The sequence below is a fragment of the Streptomyces sp. NBC_00631 genome, from assembly GCF_045206895.1.
GTDB lineage: Bacteria > Actinomycetota > Actinomycetes > Streptomycetales > Streptomycetaceae > Streptomyces.
The window spans coordinates 8,784,130-8,795,851 of the sequence record NZ_CP107734.1; the positions used below are offsets into that span (position 1 = coordinate 8,784,130).

General features: G+C 74.1%; 12 protein-coding genes. 7 read left to right on the top strand and 5 right to left on the bottom strand.

The window, feature by feature from the left end; all coding sequences use genetic code 11:
• Positions 1-8 precede the first annotated feature (8 nt).
• From OHB00_RS40195 to OHB00_RS40205, 3 genes are read right to left on the bottom strand one after another with little or no spacing between them, the layout of a single operon-like run.
• Positions 9-290 (bottom strand): SHOCT domain-containing protein, encoded by a 282-nt coding sequence (locus tag OHB00_RS40195; RefSeq protein WP_406442467.1) that lies wholly within the window; start codon positions 288-290, stop codon positions 9-11.
• 16 nt (positions 291-306) lie between these two features.
• Positions 307-771 (bottom strand): DUF6325 family protein, encoded by a 465-nt coding sequence (locus OHB00_RS40200; protein ID WP_406442469.1) that lies wholly within the window; start codon positions 769-771, stop codon positions 307-309.
• A 58-nt stretch (positions 772-829) separates the two neighbouring features.
• Positions 830-1,603, bottom strand: a complete 774-nt coding sequence (locus OHB00_RS40205; RefSeq protein WP_406442471.1) for a GAP family protein — start codon at positions 1,601-1,603, stop codon at positions 830-832.
• Positions 1,604-1,704: 101 nt separating this feature from the next.
• Between OHB00_RS40205 and OHB00_RS40210 the strand changes: the two genes are divergently transcribed.
• The 5 genes from OHB00_RS40210 (at position 1,705) to OHB00_RS40230 (ending at position 7,167) form a co-directional block, all read left to right on the top strand.
• Positions 1,705-2,631, top strand: coding sequence for a YihY/virulence factor BrkB family protein (locus tag OHB00_RS40210; protein ID WP_406442473.1), 927 nt, complete (start codon positions 1,705-1,707; stop codon positions 2,629-2,631).
• A 123-nt stretch (positions 2,632-2,754) separates the two neighbouring features.
• Positions 2,755-5,433, top strand: a complete 2,679-nt coding sequence (locus OHB00_RS40215; RefSeq protein WP_406442475.1) for a LuxR C-terminal-related transcriptional regulator — start codon at positions 2,755-2,757, stop codon at positions 5,431-5,433.
• Between the two features lie 226 nt (positions 5,434-5,659).
• The gene (locus OHB00_RS40220) at positions 5,660-5,863 is read left to right on the top strand and encodes a hypothetical protein (RefSeq protein WP_406442476.1); all 204 of its coding nucleotides are present in this window, start codon (positions 5,660-5,662) and stop codon (positions 5,861-5,863) included.
• Positions 5,864-6,207: 344 nt separating this feature from the next.
• On the top strand, positions 6,208-6,684 hold the full coding sequence (locus OHB00_RS40225) for an SHOCT domain-containing protein (RefSeq protein ID WP_406442478.1): 477 nt from the start codon (positions 6,208-6,210) through the stop codon (positions 6,682-6,684).
• Positions 6,685-6,717: 33 nt separating this feature from the next.
• A complete protein-coding gene (locus tag OHB00_RS40230) occupies positions 6,718-7,167 on the top strand; it encodes a hypothetical protein (protein ID WP_406442480.1) in 450 nt (149 codons plus the stop codon).
• A 63-nt stretch (positions 7,168-7,230) separates the two neighbouring features.
• On the opposite strand, the gene OHB00_RS40235 is transcribed toward OHB00_RS40230, so the two are convergent.
• Together OHB00_RS40235 and OHB00_RS40240 are read right to left on the bottom strand one after the other, a co-directional pair.
• Complete coding sequence (locus tag OHB00_RS40235) at positions 7,231-8,130, bottom strand: LacI family DNA-binding transcriptional regulator (protein WP_406442482.1); 900 nt, start codon at positions 8,128-8,130, stop codon at positions 7,231-7,233.
• Positions 8,131-8,159: 29 nt separating this feature from the next.
• Positions 8,160-9,080, bottom strand: coding sequence for a LysR family transcriptional regulator (locus tag OHB00_RS40240; protein ID WP_406442483.1), 921 nt, complete (start codon positions 9,078-9,080; stop codon positions 8,160-8,162).
• A gap of 157 nt (positions 9,081-9,237) precedes the next feature.
• Here OHB00_RS40240 and OHB00_RS40245 point away from each other — a divergent pair, with 157 nt between their 5' ends.
• Together OHB00_RS40245 and OHB00_RS40250 are read left to right on the top strand one after the other, a co-directional pair.
• Entirely contained in the window at positions 9,238-10,128 is an 891-nt protein-coding gene (locus OHB00_RS40245; protein ID WP_406442485.1) for an SDR family oxidoreductase, read from the top strand.
• Positions 10,129-10,240: 112 nt separating this feature from the next.
• Positions 10,241-11,710: an AlkA N-terminal domain-containing protein gene (locus tag OHB00_RS40250; protein WP_406446187.1), complete on the top strand. Its 1,470-nt coding sequence runs from the start codon at positions 10,241-10,243 to the stop codon at positions 11,708-11,710.
• Positions 11,711-11,722: the final 12 nt, after the last annotated feature.

Below are 11,722 nucleotides of genomic sequence, written 5' to 3' on the forward strand. Positions count from 1 at the left end.
CCTGCGCGTCAGCTCAGGATCCGCTGCTTCTGCTCCGCGAACTCCTCCTCGGTGAGGACGCCCTGCGCCTTCAGATCGGCCAGCTGTTTGAGCTGGTCCATCTTGACGGTCATCTCGTCGGCGACGGGCTGCGCGGCAGGCGGCGGCCCAGCAGGGGCGGCTTGCTGTTGCTGGTCGTAGTCCTGCTGGGCCCACCGGCCCGCCTGGCGGCGCGAGACCCGGTTGGACACCGCCGTGGCGGTGCCGGCGACGACGGCGGTACGCGCGACTCCACGCAGCAGTCCGGGCATGGTCGATCATCTCCGTTCACGCGGCCGCGGAGCCGCCGGGTGGCGTGGTCGTCCCCTCCACGGCGTCGAGCGACGCCAGCAGGGCCTGCACCGGGATCCGGCCGCTCGCGACCAGCTCGGCCCCGGTGCGCCGCAGCGCACGGGCCAGCGGCGCGGCCCACAGGTTCTCGTACACCAGGACCGCGGCGGAGTTGCCCGGCTCCAGCGCGTTCGCCGCCTCGGCGAGATCACCCTCGTCCAGCAGCCCGGACGAGGCTCCCTCGAAGACGGTCAGATCGGCGGTGTCGTCGCCGAGATCCCGCAGCTCCAGCGCGGCGACCGAGCCGTCGGCGTCCTTGCGGACGAAGGCGAGGTCGAGGATCCGTACGACGCGGCGGTCGGCGAGATCGACCAGCAGGGGCAGGGCCTCGCCGGTCAGGCGGCTGCCCGGGAACTCGATCACCAGGTAGTCGACGGGGCCCATGTCTTCGACGCTGTCCATGACCACTCCTCCTGAGCGACACGGCAGTGTGGGGCGGTCCTACGACCGCACCTTCATTTCAGCACCCGTACCGGACCACCGCACTTCTGCGGCCGGGCGCGGCCACCGCCCCGGGGCATCCCGTCAGCTGGTAAAGGCTCTTGCCCATCAGCCAGAAGCCCAGGAGAAGGCAGAGCGTCACCAGGGCCTGGTCCTGGTGACGCACCAGCCAGGCGCGCAGCCGCAGCAGGCGGGCCCGCGCCGCCGCCGGGGCGAACACCCCGTACAGCTCAAGGACCAGCAGGCTCGCGGTGGCCAGGGAACAGAAACCGAAGAGGGCGAGCCAGGTCGTGAAGCGCGAGGTGTCCGCCTCCACGACCGTCGTCGCCCCGGCCGCGACGAGGCCCCAGGGTTGCAGGAGCACCGCCAGGCCGGCCGCGCCCCAGACGGTGGCCTGGTCGGTCTCCGGGGCCGGCGACGAGGGTGCCGCGGGCCGGTCCGGACCCGCGGCACCCCGGCCGCGGAGCCCGCCGAGCCGCCGGCGCCGCCGCTCGCCGTACAGGACGAGCGCCACCCCGATGAAGAGCTTGGCCGCGAGGGCGGCGGTGGAGGGCGCAGACTTCGGCGGCGGCGGCCGGCCCCCGGTCGCCACCAGGACGGCCGCGATCACCACGGTCAGGCACGCCAGCCAGCTGAGGATGAAGACCAGGCCCTTCCAGATCCCCCGGTCCGACGCCAGCACCAGGACGAACGCCATCAGCGGCAGCGGGTCGAGCGTGATCGCCAGAGCGATGAGCATCAGGTCGAGGACCATGCAGACCCCCGGCGTCTCGGAGACCACGAGCGTAGGCACATGGTGTCCGGACGACATCCCGGCCCGCTCCCGGCACGGGATCCCCGGAGTGCCACCGGCGCGCCCGCACCGCACTCTGGACGCAGGAGAGGAGCGATGCCATGCCGACCAGCGGGCGGGTGCGGCGCACCGGCTCCCGGCCCGTGCCGTCCCGGTGGCGCCGGCGGACCGCGCGGCTGGTCGCCCGGGCGAAGGCGGTGCACCGGCGGGCCGAGGTCCGGTTCCCCGTCGTCACCCATCTCGCGGACCGCATGGTGTCCGTGAACATCTTCGACACCGCCACCCGGCTGGCCGCCCAGTGCTTCCTCGCCGCCGTTCCGCTGCTCTTCGTGTTCGCCGCCTATGCCCCACCGGCGGTCCGGGACCAGCTCGTCCGCTCGCTGCGCTCGGTGTTCGGACTGACCGGTCCGGCCGACGCCCAGCTCCAGCAGCTGATGCAGCCCCAGGGCGAGAGCCTGCGGCAGACCACCGGCGTGATCGGCGGGCTGATGGTGCTGATCTCGGCCACCGCGGTCAGCCGGGCCGTGCAACGGCTGTGCCGACGGGCCTGGGAGATCCCCCGGGGCGGCATCCGGCTCGTACCGTGGCGCTGGGTGGCCTGGCTCGCGCTGTGGATCGTCGCGCTGATCCTTCAGGGCGCGCTGCACGACGGCTTCGGGCTGGGCGCCTGGCTGGGCCTTCCGGTCACCTTCGTCGCCCAGGCGGGCCTGTGGTGGTGGACGCAGCACCTGCTGCTCGGCGGCGGCATCGGCTGGAAACCCCTGCTGCCCGGTGCGCTGATCACGGCCCTGGCGCTCACCGCCCTGACGGTGACCGCGAAGCTCTACATGCCGCGGGCGCTCAACCGCGCACTGGCCGGATACGGCTCCCTGGGGTCGGTGTTCGTGCTCCTGTCCTGGCTGATCGTGGTGTGCCTGGCCGCCACCCTCAGCATCAGCTGTGGTGCGGTCCTCGCCCAGGAACCGGCTCTCGCGGGCCCGCTGGGCAGCCCGCCGCCGCGCCGGGACCAGGACACGCCGGCCTCCTGACGGCGGCCGCCCGTGGCGAAGGGGCCCGAGGGACGGGCCGGGGGCGCTGCGCCCTGCACGGTGGCGGCAGGACTGGGATGCTGATCGAGTGGAGCGCCGACCACTGCCCGCCGGACACGGGAGGTGATCTCTGTGGCCGCGAGGGACGACAGCGCACGGGAAGCCGTCCCGTACGCAGATCCGCTGGGGGAGCCGTTCCTGTGCACCCGGTTCGCCCTGCCGGCCAGGCCCGCCACCTTCGTGCGCAGGCCCCGCCTGACCGACCACCTCGACCAGGCCCTCGACACCCCGCTGACCCTGGTCAACGGCGCGGCCGGCGCGGGCAAGACACTGCTCGTCGCCGACTGGGCGGCAGGACTCGGGCAGCCCGTGGCCTGGCTCACCGGTGAGACGGGAGACCAGCAGCCGGGCGTGTTCTGGGCCTATGTACTGCACGCGCTGCACTCCGCCGGCGTCCCGCTGCCCGCCGGAGCGGGCCCCGGCCCCGGGAAGGCGGCCCGGGTGGACCACCGGCTGCTGGCCTGCCTCGCCGCCGAGCTGAGCGGACGCGACCGGCCGGTGGTCCTGGTGGTCGACGAGTTCCACCGGCTGACCACCCGGGACAACGCCGAACAGCTGGAGTTCGTCCTGCACCACGCCGGAAACGGACTGCGGCTGGTCCTCGTCAGCCGCACCGAACCGCTGTTGCCCCTGCACCGCTACCGGGCGTCCGCGGCCATCACCGAGATCAGGAACGACGAACTCGCCTTCACCCCCGAGGAGGCCACCGACCTCCTGGCCCGGCACGGCCTGCGACTGCCCGCCCCGGCCACCCGTGCCCTGGTGGACCGCACCGGAGGCTGGGCCGCCGGACTGCGGCTGAGCGCCCTCGCCGCCCGGCAGAGCACCGACCCGGAGACGTACCTGAAGGAGTTCGAGGCCGGACGCAGCACCATCGCCGACTTCCTCCTCGCCGAGGTCCTCGGACTGCAACCGGCCCAGACGCAGGACCTGCTCCTGCGCGTCAGCGTCCTGGAGCGGTTCCGCCCCGAGCTGGCGGAGGCGCTGACGGGCCGCCCCGGTGCCGAGTCGCTCCTGGCCGGGCTGTGCCGCCAGAACTCGTTCGTCGAGGACCTCGGCCACTCCTGGTACCGGCTGCACCCGTTGTTCAGGGAGATCCTCCGGGTGCATCTGCGGGCGCGGCTGCCGGGCCTCGAACCGGAGCTGCACCGGCGCGCCGCCCGGTGGCTGCGGGACTTCGGCGCGGTGCCGGAGGCGCTGGCGCACGGCGCCGCCGCGGGCGACTGGGAGTTCACGGCCGGCGTGTTCGTCGACGACCTGGCGATCGGCCGGCTCTTCACCGGCCTGCGCGCGGACCACCTCTGCGACTTCTTCTCCCGGATGGACCCGCAGGCCACGGGCGCGGCAGCGGACCTGGTCAGGGCGGCCCGAGCACTGTCCGAGCACGATATCGACCACGGCCTGGCCCACCTCGGCCACGCCGAGGAGCAGCTGCCCGCCGGTGCGGCCGCCGACGCGAGCCGGCTGAGCTGCGCGCTCCTGGAATCCCTGGCCGCCCGGCTGACCGGTGCCCCTGCCAGAGCCGAGCAGGCGATGGCCACGGCCGCACGACTGCGCCGTGAGATGCCCGCCCACCTCCTGGCGAAGCACCCCGAACTCGGCGCCCTGCTGCTCACCCATCTGGGCTCGGCACGGGTGTGGGCCGGGTGCTTCGACGCGGCGCGCGCCGCCCTGGCCGAGGTGCTCGACGGCCCCGGCGACGCCGCCACGGCACTGCCACGGGAGGACTGCCTCGGCCATCTGGCACTCGTCGACTACCTCGACGGCTGGGGCGGCAAGGCGGAGAGCGAGGCCCTGGCCGCGGCGGAGGCGAGCCGCGACGCCGGCGGGTGCCCGTTCCCGGGGGCCGGTCTCGGGCAGCTGGTGCTGGCCGCCGTGGCCGTCGACCGCGACGAACTGGAGCGGGCCCGGTCCCTGCTGGACGAAGCGGCCGCCTGTGGCGCCGTCGGGGCCGACCCGGTGACCGAGGCGTGCCGGGCGCTGGCGACGACCAGGCTGCTGCTGGCCCTCGGTGACGCGCAGGCGGCCGCGAACGCCGCGACCCCGGCCGTCGCGGCCCTGACGACCTCGCCCTGGGCCGAGGCGCACGCGGCGCTCACCGCCTCGGCCGTCCATCTCGCCGAGGGCCGTCCCGACGCGGCCGCCGAGATGCTGGCCGCGATGCCCGGTTCCGGGGAGCCCGCCTACGCGGCGGACGTGGCCTGGGTCCGGCTCGCCGCCGGCCGTCGCGCGGAGGCCGTCGAGACGGTCGAGCGGCTCCGCGTGAGCGACCGCACCGGCCCCGGGATCACCGTCCGGGCCACGCTGGTGCGGGCCCGGGCCGCGGCCGAGGCGGGGGACACCACCGCCGCCGCCAAGCTGCTCGCCCGGGCCCTGCTGGACGCCCGCGAGGACCGGCTGCGGCGCCCGTTCCTGGACGCCGGGCCCGGCATCCGGCGTCTCCTTGAGACCCCGTACCTGCACGGCCTGGCCGCCGGCTGGCTGCTCGGCGAGGTCCCCGCGCCGCACGACGGCCCGGGCACCGGCACCGGCCCACCGGTACTGGTCGTCGAGGAGCTCAGCGGCCGCGAGCGCGAGGTGCTGACCCGACTGGTGCAGCTGATGTCCACCCAGGAGATGGCCGCCGACCTGTACATCTCCGTGAACACGGTGAAGACGCACCTCAAGAGCGTGTACCGGAAACTCGGCGTGAACCGGCGCGGCGACGCGGTGCGCCGGGCCCGGGAGCGCGGACTGCTGTGAGCCCGAGGCGGCCGCCGGGCCGCTCCCGCCTCCGTCCTCTGGCCGCCCGCGCCCTGCCCGCCGCCGTGTCGGCCCGCCCTGAGCAGCCCCGCCGGGGCGTCAGCGGTCAGCCCGCGCGGAAACCGGACACGGCGCGAGACTCACCTGCGCCGGGTGAGGCCTGCGGTCCTCGTATGGCGCAGGATCGCCAGGTAGACCGCAGCACGCCGGCGGCGGGAGACGGCTCATGCACTGCGAGATCCGCGTCGAAGGGACCATGTCGGACGTGCTCACGCGGGCCTTCCCGGAGCTGGAGCATGTGACGATGTCCGGCCAGACGGTCCTGTTCGGTCCCGTCATCGACGAGGCACAGCTCTACGGTCTGCTGGACCGCTGTCTGTCGCTGGGACTGCGGGTCGTGGAGATGCGGCAGCTGCCCGAACCGGAGTGACGGCGCCCGCCGAGGCCCCGACGGCGGACCGGCTCAGCCGCGGGTGACCCGAACGCGGGGGCCGGGCGCACGCCGGTCCGGCCCCCAGCGGCCCCGGAACGCCGGGCTCACCCGCCGTGGGTGAGCCGGCAAGGTCCTCGCACACGGGGCGGCCCCGGGCATGTGGCCTGCTCGCCCGAATCCCGCCTGCCACCCCCTGCCGCCCAACCTGCGGTCGCCGGTCGCCGCGGGTACCGCACCGCGCACGATCACCCGCACCGGGTGAGGAACCCCGGCACCTGCCGTGCGCACGCTGGGAGGGCAGGGCGCGGCCGACCGGCCGGCGCCGTGGACGGAGGACGTACATGAGCGCGCAGACCTACCTCGCATACGACTATCCGCTGCTGAGCGCCTTCTGGACGATGTTGTGGCTCTTCCTGTGGATCATGTGGCTCGTCCTGCTGTTCCGGGTCATCGTGGACATCTTCCGCGACGACTCGATGGGCGGCTGGGCCAAGGCCGGCTGGCTGGCCCTCTGCATCGTGGTCCCCTTCCTGGGGGTCCTCGTCTACGTGATCGCCCGGGGCAAGGGCATGGGGCAGCGGGAGATCAGCCAGGCCCGCGACCAGCAGAAGGCGTTCGAGTCGTACATCCGGCAGACCGCCCGGAGCGGCCCCGGGCAGACCAGCAGCGTCGACGAACTGGCCAAGCTCTCCGAGATGAAGTCCCGCGGTCACATCTCGGACGAGGAGTTCCGCAAGGCCAAGGCGCTGGTCCTGAGCGACTACCCGCCGGCCGAGCGCTCCGGCTCCGGCTCGGTGCCCACCGCCCACGGGCGCTGAGCACCCCAACCGAGAACGAATCGAGGCAGCCGTATGACCGCCACACATCCCGCACACCAGCCGCACCAGCACACCGCCAGGATGGCGTGGGCCGGAGGACTGACCGCCTTCGCCGCCGTCATGCTCATGATCGCCGGACTGCTCGCGGTGTTCCGGGGCATCATGGCGATCGCCCAGGACGACGTCTTCGTCACGACCCCCAACTACGTGTTCAAGTTCGACCTCACCAGCTGGGGCTGGATCCACCTGGTCCTGGGCGTGATCGCGGTGGCCGTCAGCATCGGCCTCTTCCAGCCGGCCGCCTGGGCACGCGGCGCCGGTGTCGCCATCGCCGCGCTGGTGATCATCGCCAACTTCCTGTCCCTGCCGTACTACCCGGTGTGGTCCGTCGTGATGATCGCGCTGTCCGGATTCATCATCTGGGCGCTGTGCGTGGTGCGCGGCGACGACTCGGCGGACACCGCGGACACCCGCGTGGGCTGACGGGCCGTTCCGCACCCGGTGTGCGGGACCGCGGCGTGCGGGACTCGGTGTGCGGGACTCCCCTCACACCGAGTCCCGCACGATGATCTGCGCCGGCACCGGCACCAGCCCCGCCGTGTCCAGCCCCAGCGCGGTGCGCGCGGCCAGCCGGCCGTGGGCCTCCGCGTCGATGTGCACGGTGGTGAGGGCGGGGGTGCTCAGCTCGCCGTACTCGGTGTCGTCGTAGCCGATCACCGCCAGGTCGCCGGGGGCGGCCAGGCCGAGGTCGTGCAGGGCGGTCAGGGTGCGCAGGGCGAGGTCGTCGTCGAAGGCGGCGACCGCCGTGACGTCCGGGTACGCCGCGCGCAGAGCGGCCACGGCCGCGGTGCCCGCCGAACGCGGCCGGGGCACCGTGAACGGCACCAGCGGCGGCAGGCCCAGGCCGTGCAGGGTCTGCTCGGCGAACCGCCGCCGGGCCCCCGCCAGCGGGGAGTCCTCCTCCGGCAGCGCCAGCGCGATCCGGCGGTGCCCGTGCTCCGTGAGGTGCCGGATCTGCAGGGCCGCGTGCGCGGCGAGGCCGTCCTTCCAGCCGCCGCCCCGGTCCTCCAGGTCGTGACCGGTCAGATACGGCTCGGCGAACCGGATCACGGCCCGCGGGGTGATCGCGTCCAGCACCTGCTGGGTCGCCTCCGCCGAGTGCCGGCCGTGCCGGACCAGCAGGACGTACCCGTGCGCGGCGAGTTCGTCGTCCAGGCCGCGGACGTAGCTGCGCGAGTAGTTGCCCTCCAGACCCCGGTCCAGGTCCAGGACCACCACCCGGGAGCTGCCCTCGCGCAGCGCGCGGGCCACCCCGTGCGGGACGTAGCCGAGGTCGCGCGCGGCCTGCCGTACCCGGTCGCGGGTGGCGGCCGAGATGGTCTGGCGCGGGTCGTCGTTCAGGACGAAGCTGACCGTGGCGCGCGAGACACCGCTGGCGGCCGCCACGTCGTTCAGGGTGACTCTCCCGGACCCGCTCATCGGCCGGCCCCGGTTACCGCATACGGTCGTTCGGTCCGGGTGGCGCCGGACGGGACCAGATGGGCCTCCGCCGCACGGCGGAACGCCGGGAACAGCGGATGCCGGTCACCGGCCCTGGTGGCGAGGACCACCTGGACGGGGTCCGCGTCCTCGATCGGGACGGCGGCGATGTCCGCCCGCAGGCTGCCGCGGAACCCGGCCGGCGCCAGGGACACGACCTCACCGCTCGCGACCAGTTCCAGCTTGTCCTCCAGTGTGTCCACCAGGGCGCCCAGGTTGGTGTGGCCGGGGGGATTCGCGCCGATCCGGTCGGCGCCGGTGAAGCGGGGGAGCGGTTCGTCGGCGAAGTCGGCGAGGGTGACCGAATCCCTGCCGGCCAGCCGGTGGCCGAGCGGTACCAGGAGGACGCGCGGCTCGTCGTAGAGGACCGTGATGTCCAGGCCCTCGGCGATGAACAGGAACCGGGTCACCACCACGTCGACCCGGTGGTCCAGCAGCGCGGAGCGCGGTTCGCTCCAGTCCACGTGCAGGGTGCGGACGTCGGCCTGCGGATGGCGGTGGCGCAGCTCGCGTACGGCCGGGGTGACGATCTGGTGGGTGGTGTACCCGACGGTGAACGGGCCGTGCGCGGCGGCCGAACGGGCGCTGGCGGTGGCCCGGGCGGCGCTCCGCAGCAGCTCCCTGGCCTGCGGCAGGAAGGCCTCCCCGGCCTCGGTGAGCCGGGTGCCGCGCGGCGTGCGGTCGAGCAGTCGCACACCCAACTCCCGCTCCAGGCGCCGGATCTGACGGCTCAACGACGGCTGGGCGAGATGCAGTGCGTCGGCCGCGCGGCCGAAGTGCAGCTCCTCGGCGACCACGGTGAAGTAGCGCACCAGGCGCAGCTCCAGGTCCACCGGCGGTACGAAGGATTCGGGCACCCCTCGACTCTACTCCCGGCGCCCCCGCGTCCGGTTGGTGAGCTGCGGTCATGACCGGAAAGGCATCACCGGGTGCGGAACAGGTCTTGGACCCGGGCCAGGGGCCGGGCGCACGCTGAGGTCGTTCCAGCAGTTGCTCTCCGTGAGGTGATTTGTCATGCGTGTGTTCGTCACCGGGGCCACCGGGTTCATCGGCAGCGCGGTGGTCCGCGAACTGCTCGGCGCCGGCCACCAGGTGCTCGGCCTCGCCCGTTCGGACGCGGCCGAGGCGGCCCTGAAGGAGGCCGGAGCGGAGGCACACCGCGGCGACCTGAACGACGTCGACGGCCTGCGGGTCGCGGCGGACGCGACGGACGGGGTGGTCCACACGGGCTTCAACCACGACTTCTCCGACATGCCGGGTGCCCTGCGCACCGAACTCGCGGTCCTCGCCGCCTTCGGCGACGCGCTCGCCGGCTCCGGCCGCCCCCTGGTCATCAGCTCCGTGACCGGCCTGCTCACCCCGGGCCGCGTCGGCACCGAGACCGACGGCCCCGACCCGGCGGCGCCCGGCGCGCACCGGGGCGAGTCGGAGCGGGCCGCCCTGGCCCTTGCCGACCGCGGGGTACGGGTCTCGGCGATCCGGCTCCCGCAGGTGCACGGGGCCGGCGACCACGCCTTCGTCCCGTACCTGATCGGTGTCGCCCGCGACAAGGGTGTCGCCGCCTACGTGGGTGACGGCACCAACCGCTGGTCGTCCGTGCACCGTTTCGACGCCGCCACCCTCTACCGCAAGGCCCTGGAGACGGCCCCGGCCGGTGCCGTGCTGCACGCGAGCGCCGAGGGGAGCGTCCCGGTCCGCGACATCACCGAGGTCATCGGCCGCCGCCTCGACCTGCCGGTCGTGTCCCTCGCCCGGGAGGAGGCGGCCGGTCACTTCGGCTGGATGGCGGGCTTCGTCGGCAACGACAACCCCACGTCCAGCGCCGCGACCCGCGAGCGGTACGACTGGCGGCCCGCGCAGCCGGGGCTGCTGGCCGACCTCGACCAGGACCACTACTTCGCCTGACGGCCGTAGCACCTCCTGGTCCTCGGGGTCCCGAAGGTCAGCGCACCTTCGTGTCGGATTTCCGCCAGCATCGGCCACCCCGGTGGCCGATGCTGGACCCATGCAGAAAGGGATGCACCTCGACCGTGAGCACTGCGTACGGGCCGTGCAGTCGAAGGACGCGCGGTTCGACGGGTGGTTCTTCACGGCCGTCCTGACCACCCGCATCTACTGCCGGCCCAGCTGCCCGGTGGTACCGCCCAAACCCGAGAACATGACCTTCTACCCGAGCGCGGCCGCCTGCCAGCAGGCCGGGTTCCGGGCCTGCAAGCGCTGCCGTCCCGACACCAGCCCCGGTTCCCCGGAGTGGAACCAGCGGGCCGACCTGGTCGCCCGCGCCATGCGGCTGATCGCCGACGGGGTCGTGGACCGCGAGGGCGTACCCGGCCTCGCCGCCCGCCTCGGCTACAGCCCCCGGCAGGTCGAGCGCCAGCTGCTCGCCGAACTCGGCGCCGGCCCGCTGGCCCTCGCCAGAGCCCAACGCGCCCAGACCGCCCGTCTGTTGATCGAGACGACCCCGCTGCCGATGGCGGAGATCGCCTTCGCGGCCGGTTTCTCCTCGATCCGCACCTTCAACGACACCGTCCGCGAGGTCTTCGCCCTGTCCCCGAGCGACCTGCGCGCCAGGGCCCCGAAGAAGAGCACCTCGAACACGCCCGGAGCGCTCTCCCTGCGGCTGCCCTTCCGCGCCCCCCTCAACCCCGACAACCTCTTCGGGCACCTCGCGGCCACCGCCGTACCCGGCGTCGAGGAGTGGCGGGACGGCGCCTACCGGCGGACCCTGCGGCTGCCTTACGGCCACGGCATCGCCGCCCTCACCCCGAAGCCCGACCACATCGCCTGCCGGCTCACCCTCAGCGACCTGCGGGACCTGCCCGTCGCCATCAGCCGCTGCCGGCGGCTGCTCGACCTGGACGCCGACCCGGTCGCCGTCGACGAGCGGCTGCGCACCGACCCCGTCCTGGCGCCGCTGGTCGACAAGGCGCCGGGACGCCGGGTGCCGCGCACCGTCGACGAGGCGGAGTTCGCCGTCCGGGCCGTGCTCGGCCAGCAGGTCTCCACGGCCGCCGCCCGCACCCACGCGGCCCGCCTGGTGACCGCCCACGGCACCCCGGTGGCCGACCCCGAGGGCGGCCTCACCCACCTCTTCCCGTCCCCCGAGGCGCTCGCGGACGTGCCGCCGGACTCCCTGGCGATGCCCCGCACCCGCCGCACCACCTTCACCACGCTGGTCGGTCAACTGGCCGACGGCACCCTCCACCTGGGCGTCGAGAGCGACTGGGCCGAGGCGCGCGCCCGGCTCCTCGCCCTTCCCGGCTTCGGCCCCTGGACCGTCGACGTCATCGCCATGCGCGCCCTCGGCGACCCGGACGCCTTCCTCCCCACCGACCTCGGAATCCGGCGCGCCGCCCAGGAGTCGGGCCTGCCCGGCACTCCGGCCGCCCTCACCGCACGCGCGGCCGCCTGGCGCCCCTGGCGGGCCTACGCCGTCCAGTACCTGTGGGCGACCGACAGTCACCCGATCAACTTCCTGCCCGTATAAGGACGTTCAAGG